15 protein-coding genes are annotated in these 22333 nt (G+C 39.4%); 8 read left to right on the top strand and 7 right to left on the bottom strand.

Annotated elements, in window-relative coordinates; all coding sequences use genetic code 11:
• Positions 1 to 168: 168 nt before the first annotated feature.
• A complete protein-coding gene (gene rpsO / locus AC1M9M_RS08665; protein WP_481596139.1) occupies positions 169 to 438 on the bottom strand; it encodes a 30S ribosomal protein S15 in 270 nt (89 codons plus the stop codon).
• A gap of 249 nt (positions 439 to 687) precedes the next feature.
• On the opposite strand from rpsO, the gene AC1M9M_RS08660 reads away from it, so the two are divergent.
• The gene (locus AC1M9M_RS08660; RefSeq protein ID WP_092767411.1) at positions 688 to 1983 is read left to right on the top strand and encodes a serine hydrolase domain-containing protein; all 1296 of its coding nucleotides are present in this window, start codon (positions 688 to 690) and stop codon (positions 1981 to 1983) included.
• 64 nt (positions 1984 to 2047) lie between these two features.
• Here the strand turns inward: AC1M9M_RS08660 and AC1M9M_RS08655 are convergent, their stop codons facing one another.
• The 5 genes from AC1M9M_RS08655 to AC1M9M_RS08635 form a co-directional block, all read right to left on the bottom strand.
• Positions 2048 to 3508 carry a S8 family peptidase gene (locus tag AC1M9M_RS08655; RefSeq protein ID WP_481596138.1) on the bottom strand — a complete coding sequence of 487 codons (1461 nt, stop codon included), beginning with the start codon at positions 3506 to 3508 and terminating at the stop codon, positions 2048 to 2050.
• 43 nt (positions 3509 to 3551) lie between these two features.
• Positions 3552 to 3839 (bottom strand): hypothetical protein, encoded by a 288-nt coding sequence (locus AC1M9M_RS08650; protein WP_481596137.1) that lies wholly within the window; start codon positions 3837 to 3839, stop codon positions 3552 to 3554.
• Between the two features lie 607 nt (positions 3840 to 4446).
• Positions 4447 to 6216, bottom strand: coding sequence for an exodeoxyribonuclease V subunit alpha (gene recD, locus AC1M9M_RS08645; protein WP_481596136.1), 1770 nt, complete (start codon positions 6214 to 6216; stop codon positions 4447 to 4449).
• Positions 6217 to 6303: 87 nt separating this feature from the next.
• Positions 6304 to 10023 (bottom strand): UvrD-helicase domain-containing protein, encoded by a 3720-nt coding sequence (locus AC1M9M_RS08640; RefSeq protein WP_481596135.1) that lies wholly within the window; start codon positions 10021 to 10023, stop codon positions 6304 to 6306.
• The gene (locus tag AC1M9M_RS08635) at positions 10020 to 13688 is read right to left on the bottom strand and encodes an exodeoxyribonuclease V subunit gamma (protein ID WP_481596134.1); all 3669 of its coding nucleotides are present in this window, start codon (positions 13686 to 13688) and stop codon (positions 10020 to 10022) included. The genes AC1M9M_RS08640 and AC1M9M_RS08635 overlap by 4 nt, the downstream gene beginning before the upstream one ends.
• Before the next feature lie 187 nt (positions 13689 to 13875).
• Here AC1M9M_RS08635 and AC1M9M_RS08630 point away from each other — a divergent pair, with 187 nt between their 5' ends.
• A complete protein-coding gene (locus AC1M9M_RS08630; protein WP_035264037.1) occupies positions 13876 to 14388 on the top strand; it encodes a hypothetical protein in 513 nt (170 codons plus the stop codon).
• A gap of 58 nt (positions 14389 to 14446) precedes the next feature.
• Here the strand turns inward: AC1M9M_RS08630 and pap are convergent, their stop codons facing one another.
• On the bottom strand, positions 14447 to 15907 hold the full coding sequence (gene pap / locus AC1M9M_RS08625) for a polyphosphate:AMP phosphotransferase (protein WP_481596133.1): 1461 nt from the start codon (positions 15905 to 15907) through the stop codon (positions 14447 to 14449).
• Between the two features lie 195 nt (positions 15908 to 16102).
• On the opposite strand from pap, the gene AC1M9M_RS08620 reads away from it, so the two are divergent.
• The 6 genes from AC1M9M_RS08620 (at position 16103) to hisIE (ending at position 22315) form a co-directional block, all read left to right on the top strand.
• Positions 16103 to 16813, top strand: a complete 711-nt coding sequence (locus AC1M9M_RS08620; protein WP_481596132.1) for a DUF8198 family protein — start codon at positions 16103 to 16105, stop codon at positions 16811 to 16813.
• Positions 16814 to 17037: 224 nt separating this feature from the next.
• Positions 17038 to 17982 (top strand): bifunctional demethylmenaquinone methyltransferase/2-methoxy-6-polyprenyl-1,4-benzoquinol methylase UbiE, encoded by a 945-nt coding sequence (ubiE, locus tag AC1M9M_RS08615; protein WP_035264034.1) that lies wholly within the window; start codon positions 17038 to 17040, stop codon positions 17980 to 17982.
• 19 nt (positions 17983 to 18001) lie between these two features.
• On the top strand, positions 18002 to 18658 hold the full coding sequence (locus AC1M9M_RS08610; protein ID WP_481596131.1) for a ubiquinone biosynthesis accessory factor UbiJ: 657 nt from the start codon (positions 18002 to 18004) through the stop codon (positions 18656 to 18658).
• 19 nt (positions 18659 to 18677) lie between these two features.
• Complete coding sequence (locus AC1M9M_RS08605) at positions 18678 to 20297, top strand: ABC1 kinase family protein (RefSeq protein ID WP_481596130.1); 1620 nt, start codon at positions 18678 to 18680, stop codon at positions 20295 to 20297.
• 58 nt (positions 20298 to 20355) lie between these two features.
• Positions 20356 to 21441 carry a patatin-like phospholipase family protein gene (locus tag AC1M9M_RS08600; protein ID WP_481596129.1) on the top strand — a complete coding sequence of 362 codons (1086 nt, stop codon included), beginning with the start codon at positions 20356 to 20358 and terminating at the stop codon, positions 21439 to 21441.
• A gap of 91 nt (positions 21442 to 21532) precedes the next feature.
• The gene (hisIE, locus tag AC1M9M_RS08595; RefSeq protein WP_481596128.1) at positions 21533 to 22315 is read left to right on the top strand and encodes a bifunctional phosphoribosyl-AMP cyclohydrolase/phosphoribosyl-ATP diphosphatase HisIE; all 783 of its coding nucleotides are present in this window, start codon (positions 21533 to 21535) and stop codon (positions 22313 to 22315) included.
• Positions 22316 to 22333 lie beyond the last annotated feature (18 nt).

The raw sequence follows: 22333 nt of genomic DNA, 5'->3' as shown, positions 1-22333 counted from the left end.
AATGACAAAGCTTAGAAGCCGACCTCACTAGAAACACTATTTTTAAACACAAAGAAGGAGCGAAACTATTCGCCCCTTCCCCATGATCTAGTCGAAACTAGATCGCCTTTAGTTTTCAGCAATACAGCATTCAACATGCAATAATCCGAAAATAAAGTTTAAATCGAATTAACGACGTAAACCTAAAGCAGCAATCAAATCGCTGTAACGAGTAGCATCTTTACCTTTAAGGTAGTCAAGAAGCTTACGACGTTGGTTAACCATACGGATAAGACCGCGACGGCTATGGTGGTCGTGTTTGTGCTCTTTGAAGTGACCTTGTAAGTCATTGATTTGAGCAGATAAAAGAGCTACTTGAACTTCTGGTGAACCAGTGTCGTTTTCAGCGCGAGCAAATTTAGCAATGATCTCTACGCGATCTGCGTTTGTTAAAGCCATTCGATTTCTCCGAGATGCTTATTTAAAAGTATTTGATACAAATCAATGACGCTCTTCAAAGCGGAATTGACTGCCGTGCATCACTACAGCAGCGTGCTATTTTAAAGGAACCCCCCTCAAAAAGCAAAATTATCCGCTCAATAACTTCTGGCAGAAACAATCATCAATTCATGTCGTTAAAGATACTGACTTTTGTTTTTTGGCAGGGCAAACTTGCCTGTTATAAAAACAATGAAACATGGAATGAACGTGAAATTACTCTCTACAAATACGTGCATAGCACCAAAAGACTTAACTACGATCACTCGTCATAAAGACGAAGTTGCGCCAGAACTTGGGGGAATGACGCAACAGCAAATTGATAAAATTTGGCACAGTGTTGAAGCACTTTATCGTACTGGCAATCATCCAATGATCAGTATGTGTTTACGTCGCAAGGGTCAGATATTAATTAATCGCAGTATTGGTTACACAGAACTTGGTCCAAACTATCAAACAGACCCTTCTAAAGTTGCGACACCAGAAACACCGGTCTGTATGTTTTCTGCCTCTAAAATCGTTAATGCCATGTTAGTGCATTTGTTAGATCAACAAGGGAAAATTAACTTACTTGATCCAGTGAGTCGCTATATTCCAGAGTTTGGTGTTAACGGTAAACGACGCGCCACCATATTTCATTTGTTATCACACCGTGGCGGTATTCCTAAAATTGAAACTGAGGTCACTCCAGAGCTTTTATTTGATCGTCAAGGGATCCTGGAGCATCTTTATGCAGCAAAACCGATTGCACCCGTAGGCTCGCAACTCTCTTATCATGCTGTAACTGCTGGATATATTTTAGGAGAATTGGTTGAACGTGTAACAGGACAAGATATTCGTGATTACTTGCACGAACATATTGAAAAACCAATGAATTTACCTTTCTTCAACTATGGTTTAAAACCAGAACTACGTCATTTAGTTGCAAAAAATTATCCAACTGGGATTCACCCTGTTTTGGGGACTGACCTATATCTCAATCGTGTATTAGGCGGAGGACTGCAACTGGCAGTGGATGTCACCAATGATCCCCGTTTTATGGATACCGTCTGCCCTGCAGGAAATATTTATACCAGTGCTGAACAAGCCAATCGTTTTTTTGAAATGTTACTTAATGGTGGTCGTTATCAAGATCAGCAAATTATCAATTCAGAAACGGTCTTCAGAGCAACACTCCCTACATCCAATACAACAATAGACCGTAACCTTTTAGCACCTATGCGTTATGCACTTGGTCCGATGTTAGGCAGTAATCCAATCGGTGTATTTGGCCCAAATACTGGACAAGCTTTTGGTCATCTAGGTTTCTCGAATATTTTATGTTGGGCAGATCCTCAACGGGATATCAGTGTATCGTTCTTAAATACAGGGAAATCTGTGTTAGGCACACATTTAGCCGCTTTAGCAAAAGTGCTATATCAAATATCCAACCAATGCCCAAGTATTCCTAAGGAAAAAAGACGCGCGTTATTTGGAACTGATCAATCTGAAACTGAACGTGTTTAATATCAATGTAAAAAAGGCATCATTTAGATGCCTTTTTTTAAAGTTTTCATCTATTAGCTATTAATTAACCACTACAGATTGTCACAAATAAGAAAGTACGACAGTTACGTTGTGGTGCTGGAGTTGGTGTTGGCGTAGGAGTTGGCGTCACTACAGGTGGCTCAACCACAGGGGGTTGTGGTGCTGGAGTAGATGGAGCACCATTTAACGCAGCAATTAAATTCAAACGAGGTGTGCGAATTGAGTTACGATGATCCGTAACCAAAGTTCCCGTAGACGTCATACGTGCAACAATTTGATCCAATGATTCATTCGGGAAAGCATTATTCGCACGTAACACAGCAACAGCCCCAGCGACGTGAGGTGCAGCCATTGAAGTACCATCCATTGTATATCCGCCAGCGGTAATACGTGAACCAGGCGCCAATAAAGTTAAATTACGACTCGAGTTACTGAAACAAGTTACTTTGTCGCTATAAGTTGCACTGTCAGAGCAATTTTTAAATCCAATTGAACCTACATTAGCATCATAAACCGCTCCTACACTGACCGCACCCGCAGTACATGCTGGATAGGATATACCACTCAGATGGCTATCATTACCAGATGCAACAACTGGTAATACCCCATAGCCTCTCAACTTCGAAAAAGAATCTGTAAGTACGGAACTAGTACAAGTTGAGGAATAACTACGTCCATTACCAATGCTTAAGTTTACAGATTTAATGTTTTTGCTCTGGGAGTGGTTCGCCACCCAATTCAAGGCAGCCACTAGATCATAATCGTATGCCGGCCCCCCATCTCTAGAGGTACTACCAGTGAAGACATCAAGCATGACAATTTTTGCACCTGGTGCAACTTTAGAAGCAATTGCTGCAACGTTAGTTCCATGTCCATTAACATCTAACTGATAGTCTTCTCGAGCAACCTCGACAGTTTCTAAAACTTTACAAGTCGATGATGGTACACCTGGCGCTGTACAATTACCAAAATCTGAATGTCGGTAATTAATACCTGTATCTAAGATAGCAATTGTTGTCCCCTCACCAGTATAGCCTTGCGCAGCCGCAGGCACTTGACCAATTAATGGTAGACTTTGAGATGCTGTCGTATAAGAAATATTATTTGGATAAACTGCTTTTACATTCGGGTCATTCAATAAGCTTACGAGCGTGTCACGCTTTTGAACGCGATGAAAGCTATATGGTAAGGCATTATAATCGCGTAGTAATTGAATACCACCTAAACGCTTAAAGTTTGATTGAATCGATTGCTTCTTTTGAGCAATGTGTTCACGAAGTTGAGCGCGATTATTTTCTAAATGATTAGTGTCAATATGATATTCAACGATTAGATCATTTGAACTGTTGTTCAATAATGCCGACAGATTAATACCACCTTTCGACACTTTTTGTTTTGCCTGATTGTTCAATTTAGCGTTAGCTGCTACAGGACTCATTTGAGCCATTGCAGTACCGACCATCAAAACACTCAAACATGCGCTTAATGATAAAGTTTTAAACATAATTGTTCTCCGTTGTTATGTTTTTAGTGCGCAGGGTAAAAAATTACACTTGATTGGCTGGATCAGTTTCTGGATCAATAGGCTTAATCGAAAAATCGCTCTTCGGATCTACTAAATCTGGAGAATCAGTAACAGGCATCTTCTCAGACTCATTTAAATCTTCGACTTGATCTTCGTTAAGCGATATTGGCGTTTGCTGTCCACTCTCAGGAGCAGATAGAGAATCAATCTGAGCGACTGAGGAACTAGTTTGATCTGCAGGCTTAAAACATTTATACAACCCAAACAGAACAAGACTCACCAAAATGATTAAAATTATGAATTTTTTCATGGTTTTTTTTGTAAAGTGATAATTTTTACGCACTTTAATAGAATCGTTAAGTCAAAACAAGTATAAAGATGCCTAAAAATTAAGATTGAGATAAACGGTTAAAAAAGGCCCTATGACAAGTCATAGGGCCTTTTTTGCGCTGTAGATTCTTATATTTTAGTTATGATTCTGTTATTTATATTTTTATTGTAAGTGCTGCACACACATTTATTATTAATACGGTCCTTGTTCTTAAGGTTTCATTTCCTTATATGACTATTTTGCCAGATTCATTATGCAACACAAGTCGCAGTTTTCTGATCTTTATGTAAGAAATTGCGTACATTATGTAATCAATTTAATCTTATATGTATATAAAAAAGCCCTGTAGTCTCTCCCAAAACTACAAGGCTTAGCGGCTGTAAGTTTCCTCTTTTATCACTTACATCATTGTAAGTTCGCAGTCTCTCGACTATAAATTATTGTAATTATGCGATATTGCTCAACTTTCCGTGTTGAACCTTTTATGTAAGCAATCATCGCAAAAAATTGTACGAAGCTCTATGCGCCAATTTCTCGAATCCTTGTAAGATATTTCCTACAAAGGTTTTCTATTTTCAACCAATCGTTAAATATTAGATATAAATAAAGTGTTTAATTTATTCAATAAACCTGTTTTTCTTATTGTTTTAATGTTTATTGCCTCAAATAAAGCATCAGTATCCACCAATAAACTGACTGCTTTTTTTGCCCTCGTAATCGCGGTATACAATAATTCTTGGCTCAATAGACGTGACGCAAACTCATCTAATACAACTGCAGTGTGTTTAAATTCAGAACCTTGCGACTTATGAATGCTCAGCGCATAACAGGTTTGCATTGACTTTGGTAAACGTGATGCTGGAAACCATTGTTCAAGACTTGGAAAATATACTTCAAATTGATCAGCAAACTGGCGATGTCTGAGACATATCCCAATATCACCATTAGAAAGCCCGAGTTGATAATCGTTATATGTCATCATGACAGGGCGACCAATATACCAAAGGTCGTGTCGTGATATCCGCATGTGCTGAAATAGCTCCCTTTCAATTTCATCATTCAAACGATTCAATCCCAAATGTCCATGTCTCACTGCAGCTAAGATCCTATAATCATCAAATTTTTGGATAATTTCAGCCACATCCTGCTGCTGATATCCATTTCTGACATAAAGGTTGAGTGCTTTAAAGTAATCCGTAAACCCCGAGCTTAATTTAAGGTAATAGGCTTTTAAATCTTGATCTGAATATTCTTTATTCAAATACTCTAGTTGAACAAGATCCTCTTGAAGCTCAGCTAAATTAATCTGTTGGATTTCAGATGCTCTACAAATCTCCTTCTCAAATTTAGCCAATACCTCAACTTTCGAGCTTTGTGGTGAGCATTGATGTGACTGGATGAACCTTGCCAAATCACCGATTTTTGCACCTGCTTTGAATCTTCGACTGGTCACTAAATTGACGTGATGGTCTTTAAGCGCTTTTACTTGTTGTAAATCCGCCAATACCATCCCCACATCAACCGAGGCCAACTGCTGTGCATCCCCTAACAAGATCAAACGACATTGGTCTGGAATCGCTTCAAAAAGCATCGTCGCGAGATTGAGATCGAGCATTGAGGCTTCATCAATCACCACCACATCATAGGGTAATGGCTTTTTCAGACTGTATTTAGGTTGAGCGCTATGCCCTAAACCCAGAAGACGGTGAATCGTTAACGTATTTTGCTGCTTTAAGTGGGCAATATCCAAACCCATATTGAGCATTGCATCGTCATTTAATGAGTTTTGCAATGCTTCTTTCATTCGCTGTGCAGCTTTCCCTGTCGGTGCAGCCATTGCGATTCTTAACTGATGATTCGACTCATTTAATACGGCAATAATACGCGCTAGAGTATACGTTTTCCCTGTACCCGGACCACCTGTAATCATACTCAGCGCTTGCCTTGATACTATTTCTAAGGCTTGCTTTTGAAATGGATCGATTAATATTTTTTCATATTTTGTGCAATCTACAGGCACTATCGTTTGCTGCTTTAAACGATAAACTTGTTGAGCTAAACGCTGCTCTAATTGCCAATAGCGATATAAATACAAATAGTTCTGATCATAAACAAAAGGCGCGACCTGTTGTTCTGCAAGCTCTGCGCTCACGAGCAACTTACTCAGATCTTGGATAACCTCCCCTTTCAAATCAATACAACTATCGCCGACAGTAGATGCCATCAGAACTTGTTCAATGGTGTTAATGGATTGTTCATTTAAATCATCTGATGAAAGATACTGATTTAGGATATATTCAGCCCAAGTTGTTACCCATTGAGGAACATCAACTTTTTCATTCTGATTAATTTCCACACAGTTATCCTCATAGTTATCTACACATTTATCATCAATATTATCCACAAGATAAATTAATGATTAATAATAAATTCATTTAAATATTCATGCTATTTTGCTGTTTTTATCCTCAGCAAAATAGCCCAATATTGCATCTAATCTTAGAATAAATTCTGAACTAGGACGCCAATAATTAAATCCATATTGGTCAGTGCCATTCATCCCACGTAAATATAAATAACTGGCACCACCAAGATCTCGATCGATGTTGTAGTCATCAATATGAATACTTAAATAGCGATGTAATGCCACCAAATATAGGGCTGCTTGTAGCCAATAACTTGCATGCGTCATGCTCAGCTGAATAGCTTGAGCTGAATAGTCTTCCACATGATTTCCGAGATAATTACTCTTATAGTCGGCAATGTGATAGCGCTCCCCATCATAATAAACCAAGTCAATTGAACCATTGAGGTAACGTGCTGAATTTGCAGCATTGAATTCGGGCATATTAAGTCCAAACTCTAAAAATAATTGCTGAATACGCTGAATACCAAATATTCGGTCTGCTAAAGCCAAATAGAATGGAAATTCAGCCAAATGTGCTTCAGGTACTAATTGTTTGAGTCGAAATTCAGGTTGAATCGGTGTCTCTAAAACCTCTGCTAACCATTCAGCCATCATTTCTAACAGATGTTGCTCGGTATCATGATGTTGAGGAAAATCTGATTGAAATTTAGCGAATAATTGCTCCCATAAACTCGAATAGGCATTTTTAAAACGGCGGCGAATTTCTAATGTCCAATCTCGGCGATCTTGAAAATCGATATGTTCAAAAATTTCATGTAGGAAATTTCCAGCTAATGTTCCCATCGGAAAATGAGCACGAATCCAACTCAAAGGTTGTTGATGATCCAAATCCTCAAATTGATATGGAGTCACGAGCGTCACAGCATTGACCTCATCACTCGCATGATGTTCAATCATATCTTGAGCCGCCATACGATCTTTAATTTGTTGATGACTCAAATGTTGTGCGAGATAACTAAAACTGGTTTTGGCTCTAGGATAAAAATGAACTTGAGGATATTTCTGCGCAATCATTTGAACAGTATGATGTTCTTTTTTTGCGATTACTTTCTCAGGGCATTGCTCTAAACATGGCTCATCTAAACTGAAAGCATGCTGAAATTGGTTCGCACCATGACCACGCCAAAACGCCAAACCATAAATAGATTGCCCTTTTTGATCACTCATCATTGAATAAACGCGGTGTTGTGCTCGAGTTAAGGCCACATACCATAATCGTCGATGCTCTGCCAAAGCACGTTGGTCATGTTGCTCAACCTCTAATGGTTCCAATAATTCTTCACGCTTTAATGCCACGACACGTTGTGCGACGGACTTTCCAGTTCCATTATCCTGCACTTCACGAATTGAAAAGTTAAGTTCGCTTCGATCTGACAGTTTACGATCTGCGCCAAGCAAGAATACAATCTTAAACTCCAATCCTTTAGATTGGTGAATAGTTAAAAGGTGAACGCCCGCTTGATTACTCAACTGTCTTTCAATTTCCCACTCTCTTTCCATCGGATTTGAAAGCTGCCGCATATACCAATGATAAAGGGTGTGCATACCTCTTAACTCATCACTGTTTTGGCTCAACAACTCTGAAATGTGTCGTAGATTGACCACTTCGCGTTCATTGTCATAGCTGAATTGCTCAACCAAGTTTGTCCAAACTTTGAATTCTGTGAGGAAACTTTGCCATGCTGTTAAAAAGCCTTGGCCCATCCACATTTCACGAATTTCTTCAAATTTCGTGATAAATAAACTTAAGCCATCTGCTTGAATTTGAAGTTGCAAAAAACGATGTAAATTAAAACCCATCAATCGTGTAAGTAAAGCTCTCTTTAATTTAGCTTCATCAAATGGATTTATGATGGCTGTCAAAATTGCACCAACATCTCGAGCAATTCCACTTTTGAAGACACTTTTTCGTGAAGGTCGATTTACAGGAATGCCTAACATCAATAAGTGATGATGAACTTTATCTAAATCAGGATTGTTACGAGACAAAACAGCGATATCATCTGCCTGAAGCTCAATACGTTGCCCCTGCTTTTCGAAATATAGCTGACTTTGGGCAGCCTGATTGAGCAAATCCAGTATCTTCCAAGCAACCTGCTCTAACTCGTGTTCCTTATCATTTACTTGAACCCAACGAAGCGGAGCATAATTTTCTAAACCGGATTGGATCAATAATGGATGCGATCGAGTACCTGCTGTAACAGGCGTATATTCAACTTGTTCACCAAAATCCATTTGTTGTTGAAACAATGCATCGACGACTTCGACCAATGGTTTCACTGAGCGATGATTATGCACAAGTTGGTAAAAACGCCCTGCTTTAGTTTCAACATCTTGATATGCTTTTAGGAACGTGAGCATGTCTCCACCGCGGAAACCGTAGATCGCTTGCTTACGGTCTCCCACCATAATCATACAACCCTGCTTCACACGACTTGGATGTCTCCAAATCTGCGCCAACATATCATCTTGATCTTGGTTGGTATCCTGAAACTCATCCACTAAAATAAGTGGGTAACGCGCGTGAACGTACTTTGCAAACTCCTGACCTTGCGCTCCCTGCAGTGCTTCGGCCAAAGTTCGAATTTGCTGTGAAAATGTGGTTTCTGATTTTTGCTGTAACAACTCTGGCAAACGTTGTTTTACTTGTTGTGCTAAATAATATTGTAAATAACTCTCCAAATGCTCGAGTTGTTGGTTGAGCTTGTCAAACTGTTTAAAAAACTCAGCAAGTTCAACAATAATAGGATGTTGCTCAAATGCCGCCAAAACATCGACGGGACATTTATTGAGAACTTTTTTTCTTAATTCATTCAACTGACTAAGATGAGTGCTGAGATGCGACGCAAAAATGACTTCAATGCCTTGGGATTTAACTTGATCAAGGAATTCAGGCAACAACTGCGTGAGTGTCATTTTTAATTTATCTTGATCGCGCCACTTCTTTGCGACTACAGCATAATACTGCCCTTCAGGATCATAAAAGTCTGTTAATGAATCTAGCGTTTCAAGCTCGATCTGTATGAAGCGCTCTGCATGAGTTCTGAAAGCGTCTACATCTATGGTCGGCGCTGGCACTGCTTTGAAATAAGCAGAGGAAAAATTCAAACTCGTTTCAATTAAATCGATATAAGCATCTTGTGACTTAATTTTTTTCTTAAGCAGTAAATAATCTACAGTTGATTGAGGCTGCTGTTGAATCCATGCCCGTAATTCATCATGAATTAACTGAACCGTATATTGTTTTGCATCATTGGTGATTTGCATTCGTTCAATTTTACCGCTCTCAAATGCAAATTCACGAAGAAGCTTTTGGCTAAAGCTATCCAAGGTCCCAACAAAGAGTTCTTCAAGCTGATCTATCACCAATTTTAAACGTGCACATGCATGTGCAATCAAGCCAGAAAATTGATTTAAAATCACTTGATATAAAATATCTGATTCTAATTTTGCACGCGCCTGAACTTGATCTTGAGTTAGCTCACGACATGACTCTAAAAGTCCAAGTACCTCGATTAAACGTGCACGAATTCGACTTTTCAATTCAGCCGCTGCTTTGCGTGTAAATGTCGTCGCAATAATCTGCTTTGGTAAATATTCTTCTAATAAAATTCTGACCATGAGGCTGGAGAGCGTATACGTTTTTCCAGTCCCTGCAGAAGCCTCAATCCAATGCAATCCAGTGAAATGCATATCCACAATTGGCTGATATGAGACTATAGGCTTTTGACTCATATTTCAGCCTCCGATTGATACATATATATCGGCTGATATAAGACATAAGCAAACTGATCACACGCTTGTTTTAATAAGTGCTCAGCATCTAAATCCTGTAAAATATACTGCCAATCTCGGTGCAAATGACTTTCTTCACTGTCATTTAAACTATAACTCAGAAAGGCATCGCTTTTATTCCACTCATTTAATAGCTTATCGAAGTTATTTAACTGCTGATGACCCTCTTCATCAGTGACCCATTCTAATGCTTTTCCATCTACAGCAAGTTTCATCAGCAATGCTGCAGGTAAAACGAGAGGCTCTATTTGGGCTTGTTTATATGCCTGAATCCATTGAGAAAGCATATCCTGAGCTTGTTTCGTCGTCAGGCCAGTACACATGATGGTTTTATCGCTAAAGATTTGGATGCGCTGCATTTCAGTTGCAAGGTGATCTGGTAAGTCTCGATAACTTAACCAAAGTAAGTATTCTAACCACACATGTGCTCGTCGTTGTGCTCGTGCACTGGATGTTGAAACACTCACCCAACTCGTCTCATCCCCTTGAGGAACGGTCACTTGAAGCTGTATATCATCTATTGCTATGACGTGCTGAGTGATTTTGGTCGGCTCATCAACATAGCACTTTTGCCTTTTTAATAACTGTTGATGCTCTAACAGACTCATTTTCAAACTGACTTCTTGTAATTTGCCGACAGGAAGCTGGTCACTGAGTAATTCAGTCTGAAGCTTCGAAACATTTGGCTGCTGTTGTAAAAAGTCACGAATAGAGTATCGCGCCAATCCATCTAATAACAACGGCTCATTCACCTCAGGTAAATCCTGATCCTTTAAATTAGATACGCCCAAGGTTTTTAAATAAAGACGCGCAGGAAAACAGATATCTTTGATCCATTGTTCAGCATCCAAGACCATGATGTCCTGATTCAATTCAAGCGTGGTATTAATCCAAGCCTCTCTATGACCACGTTGATCCTGACGATTGAGGTTAGAAGCCACGGCATACCATTCATCTTCATAGCGCTGATGCTGTTGCTGAAAACCATCAGGATCAAAGGGTTGCAAAGGATGTACCGTGTAGAGTGTGCTCAAATTCTGATGAACTTGAATGCCATCAATATCAATGAGAGGATTCGAGGAAGATTGATCTGATGTTTTTATGATCCACGCGAGATGTTGGAGTAATTCCTGAACACTACTCGATGGATCTCGTACTTCACCATCGGCTACATCAAAACCATTATAGAATAGCCAGAGATTATCTTTGGCCAATAACAAAGCGTCTAAAAAAGCACCTTGATCATCATCTAAACGTGATCGATCACCAATCATTGGCTTGAGTAAATCCATTAAATCAAAAGGTAAATGGCTCTCCCGATTTGGAAACTTCCCGCCATCTAAATTCATCATGACAATTAACTTATACGGTATTGGCCGAATCAAACCAATTTGACTAAATGTAATTTGTCCAGTTGGCAATGCATAATCAAGTTGCGATTCAAGGGTGCTTTGGATTTCAGTCAGAATATAGCTCAAAGGCAAACGTATGTTTTTAAGAATGGCTTGATCATGTTCTTCATAGAAATTTGCCAGCGTTAGCATTCTTATTTGCTTTTGAATAATCTCTTTAATCATCTCTAACGAGCTTACACCAGCGCTTTCAAACTCATTAACTTCTAAAATTAAACGATTGAGCCAAAATTCAACATGCTCTGACGTCTCTTGATCATTTTCGATTTCAATCGTCGTGAGCCAATCTCGACGCTCTACAAAGTGCTTATATATTTCAATGAGCGTGGCAATTAAGTGAAAATCACCCGAGTCCACTACATGAGAACTTAAGGTCTCCTGAAACATCGCATGAACTGGAACAGCCACACCCAGCGCCAAACGATCTAAGGCATACTTAAAACTGAACCGATAGTCTTGATCATACTCCGCCAATGTTTTTTGCAGATGTTGCTCATCCAAACCTCGTCGAAATCCCGCTTGCCTCAACAACGATAAGATGCGCTCAGCCCCGTTAATGTCTAAGCAATATCTCACCTGGGTCGCTGCTAAGTTCAACCAATCAGCAAAATCATCAATGGTAAATCGACTTTGTATCAGTTCAATTCGCCCTAACACTGAACGCCATGCCAATACTGTATCTAACTGCGTGATACCAGCTAGCTTTACTGGCAGATAAACACCTGTTGCAGTATTTTTTTGCGGAAACACACTCCGTATCAAAGGCTCAATTTGCTTCAGATCAGGCGCAAGAACTAAAATATCACTCGGACGGCGTGGTGCTTCTGCTGTTGACTGAGCAAGCCATCGGGTCAATTGATCTTTTAAGACTTCAAGCTGTCGTACAGCGGAATGACAAACATGAATGTGGATTGAATCGTCTGCTGGATCTAATACATAACTTTGAGCTTGAGGTTCAACCAAATGTAAAATATCTGATTGCAATTGGCTCAGTAAATGCTGCGGTGCTTCATCCACAAAAGCATCTATCCATTGCCCCTCATCACCCGAGGAAAGGTTAGACAACAGAGAAAAGTGATCACGTGCCTGCTTTCCCATTCGTGTTAATAAGGGATGTCTGGACTCACGTGCCAGCCCATTAAAGCTCAGACTAAAATTCTCAAAAAACTGCTCAACTTCATTATCAGCTGGTTTTCTTTGATGCTTTTGCTGAAACTTTTCGATATATCGCTCTTTGAGCTTTAAGTCATATTGTTTTTTCCAATTCGGATCGACACTATCCGCCCAATATTCTTGTGAGGGATTGTAATGCAAAATCAACACATCAATGTACTGACCCAAACGGCGCAAAAACTGTAATTGACTTGGTGGTAAATCCAAGAGTGTAAAAACGATCAGTTGCTGTGGTAGTTTTTTGAGGGCTATTTTCTGTTGCTGTTCATCACGAAGTACACCCCAAAAATCATGATCAATACTTTGCATTTCAACAAAGTCTTCATGAAAAATATTGAGCCATAACCAACGTTGCCAAGCCTCTAATTGTTGTGCCTGCGAAAATTTAAAACTGGAATCATGATCGTTTAGATATTGTAATTGTTGTTCAATATTGAGTGCTTCATTACGCCCCCATACCTGAATCCAATTTTCAGGACAACGACAATCATATTCACATGCTCGGCGACAATCTGCTCGATAAATCATGTAATTGCTGAACAATTTTGACACTTGATCAGACACCCAATACAACATGCTCATTTTTTTTCGATATTGTTCATTTGACTGTTCAATACGTGCTGCGCTGTCATAGATACGTGTGATTAATGGGAATAAAGGATGTTCAACCTCAAGCTGATTATGCGCACGCTGTATAAAAGGTTTGAGTGCTTGGAAAATACGCCACTTCATAATCAGACGTGGAATATTCGCTTTACGTACTTTATCTTTGTCACTCAAAATTTGCTGGTAGGCATACCATTGAAAGCCACGAATACGTTGATGGAAAAATGTATTTGCACTGATGCCTTGGTGCTCAGATAACCGTTGGGTTAACCACTCTTGCATTGCCGCAGAAGGCACCACAAAATGTTGTTGCTGTAGGACTGCAAATGGGTTGTTCGTGGGACGCTTTTGAGTCGTGATGATGCCTTGTACCAGAACTTCAATGCGCTGACTTTGAATTACATGAATTCCCATAAGGTCCCTTTCACCATACAACGAACACGTTATGAAGTTGTGTGAACAAAATCATAAACATAAATTACTATACATCTTAATCTGACTATGTCACTTTTACTTTATGACTTTAATAAAACTTTCATCTCGCGCTATGTTCATCATGTGATGGATCGAGAACCATAGACTTTGATTAGGTGATAAATAAATGAAAATTGATAAAATTCCAGAAACAATCGACCCAAATTTAAATTTAGAACAAATTCGAGATGAATGTCTTGAACTCGTCAAAAAACGCTCTTATGTTTCAGCAGGTGTTGCTGTCATTCCTGTGCCCTTTTTAGATGTTGTGATTGACGTAGGTATGTTGTCAATTTTAATTCCAGAAATTAATGCTCGCTTTGGCTTAGCTCCTGAACAAATCAGCGTCTTTGATCCTCAAACCAAAAAAATCCATTGGAACGAACTACGCAAACGCGGTTTCGAGTTTTCTGGTCTAGTCGTGGCTCGTACTGCCGCTAAAGCTTCGCTGAACAATATGGCAGCCAAAGTGTTGACCAAGCAAGTGACTAAGTTTATTCCATTGGGCGGTTCAATTATTGCAGCTAGCTTGGGTTATATTGTCATGAAAAAAGTGGCTGAGGCTCATGTTGAAGAAAGCTATAAACTTGCCAAAAGCATTCAACAAAAACAACAAGCAAATGTTGTGAAATACGCTTAACACATAAAACCTTAGACGTATAAATAAAGCCCTGTAAGGGCTTTATTTATATCTCTCATCAGTTATAAACATCTACTTTTAATTGTTTCAAAATTGCCTTCAAAATTTCAAGGCGTGCAGTATATTTATCATTGGTAGCAATGATATACCACGGCGCATCTTCGGTATTTGTTCGGTGGAGCATGTCTGCTGCAGCCAATAAATAATCATCCCAACGTTTGCGATTACGCCAATCTTCAGCCGTAATTTTAAAACGCTTATGCGGTGTTTCCTCTCGTGCTTTGAAACGATTGGCTTGCTCTTCTTGACTGATGGCCAACCAAAACTTAATAACGACTGTTTGCGTATCTACTAGATCTTTTTCAAAGCGATTAATCTCATCATATGCACGTTTCCACTCCACATCCGTTGCAAAACCTTCAACTCTTTCCACCAATACACGACCATACCAAGAGCGATCGAAAATCGAGATTTTTTCATCTTCAAGCAGTTTATTCCAAAAACGCCAGAGATAAGGCCGCGCCAATTCATACTTTTCGGGCGCAGAAATGTTATAAATTCCATATTCTCTTGGATCGAGCTTTTTCACAATACGCTTGATCGCACCACCTTTACCTGCGGCATCCACCCCCTCAAAAACGATCACCGTTTTTTGTCCTTCTGCGCGTAATGCTTCAGCGACCTTCTTGGTCAGTTTCTTGAGTTCAGCCTTATACTGATCTTTTTCAAGTACTGCTTCATTGGGGGACGTTAAAATTTCTGGGATATCCGCTTGATGCCATTTTTGGCGCTTTTTTTGAGGATGATTTGGCAAATCTTTCAGTCGCGCTAATACAACTTCTGCGAATTTCTGATCACGACATACTTCATCTTCACAATCGATAATGACCCAGTCTTGGGTAAATTTTTGACGCAATCGTTGTACATTTTCATATTGTTTTTTATTGCGCCAATCCAGCCCATGCAATTTATGCCAACGCTGCTCCGAAGGTTCAATTTTATCTAAACGCTTCTGTAATGATTTCCACGATAAATCAAACCAAACTTTCACGACATCAACATGATTATTTTTTAAATCCTGCTCAAAGCTTTGCATTTGCTGCAAATAATTTTCGAACATGGTTTCATCAAATGGTTTTGAAACATGTAAGGATGTGGCTAAAAGATCACTATACCAATTTCCAAACATGACGATCATTTGTCCTTCAGCAGGAATATAACGTGCATAAGGTTGCCAATATGGGATATTCGGCTGAATAAGGTGAGGAGGGTCAGCTTTGACTTTCAAATATCGTGGATCAACCCATTCTCTTAATTGCTTAACCGATTCTCCTTTACCTGCTAACTCAATGCCACTTACCAACACCACTAAGCTTTTGGCATTTTTCTTACCACGTGTATCTTTGAGAGCATATTGCGCTTCAATTAAGTCTAAATTGATCTGATCTGCATCAAATATTTTGTTCTTATCTTCGGGTTGATCAGTATTTTTATCAAATTGTTGTTTTGGTTCAGACATAGCCCACTCAAAATTATTGTATTTTCGACAGTATACGCAAGGAACAGTATCAACTTAAATCTTCAGGTACAATTTATTGCAATTGTCTTTTCATCCATGACTGACCTGAAAGGTTTTATTTTAGATTTCAACAGTCATAGTCGAGCGCAATCCAACCTATTATGCTTTTTTCAGTCCTTTTAATTGAGCTAGAACATGTCCAAACTTGCTGCATTAGATCAACTTTTAGAACAATACAAACAACTCAATTATCATCAGGATCCGGTACTTAAACAAAGGTTAAATGATGCTCAAAATTGGCTAAAACAGCGCATACTTCACACACATGCTGAGTTATTCGCTGAAGACAAAAATAAGCTGATGGCTCAATATTTTATTAACCGTCTTTATGGTGGCCCTGAATTTGATGACCTAGCATTGCAAATCGAACGTTTACTAAAATACGCACACAAAGCTGAAAAAATCATTCCAGAAAATGCCATTAAAACTGGGTTAAAATCTGTAGGACTGGCGGTCTTGGCGATGCAACTGGATGAACAAGTTGCACAGTATTTACTCCAACATTATCCAAAAGACCAACCAATTACTGATGAAATGATGCGTGAAACTTTAGTGGCTTTAGATCAAGAGCAAGCGCGCCATGAACAACTCAATCTGTTGGATGAGCTCGGTCTGAGTCTGGACAAATACATGCGTTCATTCATCATGCACACAGCGTTTAAAATGTGTAAAGGTGCAGCAAGCAAATATAATTTTGAACTGATGTATGACTTTATTGGTGAAGGCTTTGTCGCTATGAAACCAATGAAATCGGCTGCGACCTTTATTCGGAGTTTTACAGAAAAAGAGCGAATCATTGTAAATAATGTCCACTCAGGGAAAGAAAATCCCTTCCAAATCGCTTAATTAGAAATCATTAGCAAAGATTCTGATCAGCCGAAAAAGCGTAAAAGCGTCTGGTCAGAATATCGAAAATAAAAGAACATCTTCTCATTTCATGGATGAAACTTCGCTTTAATTCTGTATATTATTCATATCAATTGCATAATCTAGACTGAAAAAAACTGAAGAATCTGTCATTATGCAGTTTAATTCAGATTTAATATTATTTGTGTTCAGGAGTGACTCGAATGTCTAATGAAAATCAACAGCCTCATGCTCAGGTTGAGCCGGCAAATAATAAAGACAACGTGAGTCCTTTTTTAACAGATCCATTACCAACTGGCGCACCTCAAGGTCAGCAACAATCGCTACAAGAGCAACTGACAGATACGCCAGTACATTCTTCAGTGCCGAAATATAATTTGCCACGTGGTGCGAATACTGGAAACGTTGGACCAACGACACACTTCGGTTATAAAACCGTAAATTCTGAAGAGAAAGCGCAAAAAGTCGCTGAAGTTTTCCATTCAGTTGCCGCGAAATACGACATTATGAATGACTTAATGTCATTTGGTATTCATCGTTTGTGGAAACGTTTTGCAATTAATATGTCTGGCGTTCGCCGTGGGCAACGCGTTTTAGATATCGCTGGTGGTACTGGTGATTTAGCGAAAGTATTTAGCCGTGAAGTTGGTCCTACTGGGCATGTTGTATTATCTGATATTAATGAATCCATGCTGAATGTAGGTCGCGACCGTCTGATCGACGCGGGTTGTACCAACGTTGATTTTGTACTGGCGAATGCTGAAACCCTCGAGCCTTTCGAAGACAACAGTTTTGATTTACTCACCATCAGTTTTGGTCTACGTAATGTAACAGACAAAGATGCAGCGCTTGCAGCAATGTATCGTGTACTTAAACCAGGTGGTCGCTTACTTGTATTAGAGTTTTCAAAACCAGTGTTTGAGCCTTTCTCAAAACTCTATGATTTGTACTCATTCACTGCTTTACCAATCATGGGTAAAATTGTGGCAAATGATGCTGAAAGCTATAAATATCTTGCTGAATCAATTCGTATGCACCCAGATCAACGCACATTGAAAAGCATGATGGAAAATGCGGGCTTCCAAAACTGCGATTATCACAATTTAACAGGTGGTATTGTTGCAGTTCACCGTGGTTTTAAACTCTAACCGCAGGTAGCACTTCGTCATGTGGTCAATCTTAGCACTGGGTGCAGTTGAAAAAACCATACATCATTGGATTAATTTGGATGCGATTACTCGTATCCAATTTAACCAGTTACAAGGGAAAATGCTTCGTGTTGTGATTGATACACCACAACTTTCCGTTGATGTGTTTTTTGATGAAAATAAAGTTCGTTTAGAACCAACAGTAACAGGTCATAGCACTCAACCCTCTATTTTCGAACAGCGGCCTTGGGAGCAAGCTCACAAGATTACTGAAGCAGATTCCACATTGCATGTTAATAATGTGGTCGACTTGTGCAAACTATTTCTAGCAGATGACATTGGCAATATCCCCGTTCAAGGTGACTATCGCCTTCTGCAAGACATTCAAAAAATTATACAAAATGCTGAGCCAGACCTCGCTTCGCAATTGAGTGATTGGATCGGACCTAATCTTGCAAGTCAAATCGGCAAGGTTCAATTAGCACCACAACATTTAATTAAGTCACTTCAATCTCATCTTTTTTTTGCGGAAGACTTTTTAAAAGAAGATACCGGACTATTCGCACCACGTTGGCAAATGGACGATCTTCTCCACGGAACTCGCCAGCTTAATCAAGATATTGATCGACTAGAAGCAAAAATTCAGCTTTTAAAATCAAAATTTAACCCTTCGTAGATTTCAGGTAATTGCATATATGATTCCGCACATTAGACGTTTAATCGAACTTTGGCGTATAGCTGCGCACTATAGACTCGACACGTTGGTTCCTGCGGAAGATATTCCTGCAAAGGTTCGCCCCCTGCTGAATCTTATACGTTTGCATCCTGCTGCACTTTCTAGTCGAGAACGTAAAAATCCTTTAAAGCTTAAAGAAGCTTTAGAAGAAATGGGGCCACTCGCAATTAAATTAGGGCAGCTCCTCTCTACGCGTCGCGATCTAATTCCACCAGAAATATTACAACAATTGGTGTTATTACAAGATCGTGTTAAACCTTTCGATCTTGGAGTGGCTAAGCAAAGAATTCAAGATTCGCTTAAAGCAGATGTTTCCACATTATTTGCGCGCTTCGATGATAAGCCGCTAGCTGCTGCTTCAATTGCTCAAGTACATACCGCTGCTCTTCACGATGGGCGTGAAGTTGTCGTGAAAGTAACTCGCCCGAATATACGTGCTCAAATTATTCAAGATTTTGAAATTTTAGAATGGCTTGGTCACTATTTAGAAAAAAGGCTAGAAGCTGCCCGTGCTTTACATCTATCAGAAATTATTCAAGATTATCGTCAAATCATTTTAAATGAACTCGATTTGACTCTTGAAGCCGAAAATACACGACGTATGCGCCATTATTTTACTGGCTCAAGCATGATGTATGTGCCTGAAGTATATATGGATAGTCCGGATGTAATGGTGGCAGAGCGTATCACTGGTGTGCCTATCTCAGATACTGCGACCTTTGATCGTTTAGGAATGAATCGTGCAGACTTAGCAGAAAAAGGCTTAACAATCTTTTTTACTCAAGTGTTTCGCGATAATTTTTTCCATGCAGATATGCATCCGGGTAATGTTTTCGTAGAAACGATTAATCCGCAAAACCCAAGATTTATTGCGCTCGATTGCGCCATCATGGGCGAGCTTTCCAAGCATGATCAAATGACGATAGCACGTATGTTGCTGGCAGTCATGAACAGTGATTTCATGCAATTGATTCAGATTGTGCATCAAGCAGGTTGGATTCCACCAGGCACGGATCAAGATGCTTTAGCACGTGAAATGCGTCGTACAGTAGGACCTATGGTTTCGAAACCGATGCATGAGTTAGATTTCGCAGGCATATTGATCCAAGTGATGGACATCGCTCGACGTTTTCATTTAGAAATCCCACCGCAACTGATGTTATTGCTTAAAACCTTAGTGCATGTTGAAGGCTTAGGTACAGACCTTTATCCTGAATTAGATATTTGGAAGTTAGCAAAGCCAATTCTAACGGATTGGGTTAAAGCCCAAATGAATCCTCAAAAAAATATTAAAGAATTAGGACAAAAAATCCCAGACTTGTTATTGGGCGCTCAGGATTTACCGACTTTACTGATTGACAGTCTTAACGGTTTAAAAAATCAGTCTGCATGGAATGCTAAACAATTGAATGAACTTCAAACGCTGCGCTTGCAAATGGAGCATCAGCAAAAGCGTAGTTGGATTTTCGGAAGTGTGATCGCAATTTTGCTCTCAATCGCGGTGATCGCACCATGGTTCATCTCCATGATTTTAATTGTGTTGGCATCTTTTATTGCCATTTGGCGTATGGTGAAATAAGTTCACTATTTCATGTCAAAACTTGCTACCTCAATAGGTTTTAGTCGCTGAATTGCTTATGACACATATCCTCAAGAACACTCAACCTTGCTTGAATATTCATGTAGGTTATAAAGCAAAACAGGTCATTGAAGAACAAGGTTTACAAGCCAGTGCGGTTGATTTTGTTCCTGGAGCAGCAGGTGGTCCTAAAGGTATTGGAATTCAAGGATTGGACCAAGCTGTTTTTGGTGAATTCTTTGCTCAAGCACCGAAAAAGCGAACTTTAATAGGCTCATCCATTGGGAGTTGGCGTTTTGCAAGTATTGCAGCGCATGGTGCACAAGCAGGCACATCCAAATTAGCAGACTTATATACCCATCTTGAATTTCGACCTAAGATGAATATTCTTGAAGTTGGAGATGTCTGTCGCGGCATGCTTAAAGCCCTCCTTCAAGGTAAAACCAATCAAATTATTGATCATCCCTACTACCATCTGGCTATTTTGGCAGTAAAGTCATCGAAAAAATTTCAAAGTGATCACCCTCTTATGCTGGCCCGTGCAGTCGCTGGCATTATCGGTCTCAATACTTTTTCGAGAGCTAAAATTGGGCACTTCATGCAACGTACAATTGCCCAACCACACAACGCTTCACGACTTTCACTCATCAAAAATGAATTCGAACACCTTGATTATGCGTTGACTGAAAAAAATTTAGAAGATTGGTTAATGGCATCTGCATCCATTCCATTTTTGATGCCGGCGGTCAGAAATATCGAAGGTGCAGATGTCGCTGCTTATCGTGATGGCGGGCTAATCGATTATCATATTGATCTACCTTTACCGAGTCATGGGATTGTCCTCTACCCTCATTTTACAGATCAAATAACACCTGGTTGGTTCGATAAGTTCCTCAAAAAACGTAGATCTAATGCTGAATATCAAGCACGAACCGTATTGATTTCACCCTCTGAGTCTTATTTAAGATCACTTCCTTTAGGACGTCTTCCTGATCGTAAAGATTTTACGCTGAAAGGGCTTGATCAAAAAAAGCGAATCGAGCTTTGGAAACAGTCTGTAGCTGAAAGTCAACGATTAGGTGATGCATTCTTAGAAATGATCCATAAGCAAAACTTTGAAGAATACATGCAAGATCTTAAATAAATTAATTTCTACTCTCCCCTACAAAGATTTATTCGCTTAAACTAATGACCTACAATTTTGTAGTGTCTCATTTAATTCTGGTGAAATCCTTATGAACAATACGCAATGGCTCGATGAAGTAAAATTTAACGAACAAGGTTTAATCCCTGCCATTGCTCAGCATCATCAAACAGGTCGAGTGTTGATGGTGGCTTGGATGAATCGTGAGTCTTTGGCACTTACCGCTGAAAAAAATCAAGCTGTTTACTACTCTCGTTCACGCAGCAAATTGTGGCATAAAGGCGAAGAATCAGGTCACTTCCAAACTGTGCATGAAATTCGTTTAGATTGTGATGCTGATGTGATCGTTCTTCAAATTGAGCAACATGGTGGCATTGCTTGCCATACGGGACGTGAATCATGTTTTTATCGCCGCTTAACATTAAACGGTTGGGAAATTGTAGACGCTCAATTGAAAGATCCGAACCAAATTTATGGCGAAAAGTCTGAGAATGCGCATAGTAAAGTGATGAATGCATCAACAGCTCAAGCTGAGCAAGTCGATGTATTACATTATCTTGGTCAAATGATGGCAGAACGTAAATCTGCAGATCCTGACTCTTCTTATGTGGCAAAGCTTTATCATAAAGGTCTCAATAAAATATTAGAAAAAATTGGTGAAGAAAGTTTTGAAACGGTAATTGCTGCTAAAGATTTCAAACAAGAAGCGACGCTGGATCACCAAAATGATTTAATTTATGAAGTTGCTGATGTTTGGTTCCATACCATAGTCATGCTGGGTTACTTCGATCTTGATATTCAACTCGTTTTAAATGAGCTTGCACGACGTCAGGGTCTATCAGGACTTGTTGAAAAAGCGAATCGCACGCATTAATTTACTCTTATAAAGCCA

Source organism: Acinetobacter sp. ANC_7503 (assembly GCF_056780035.1).
This window is presented reverse-complemented; position numbering and strand designations above follow the sequence as displayed.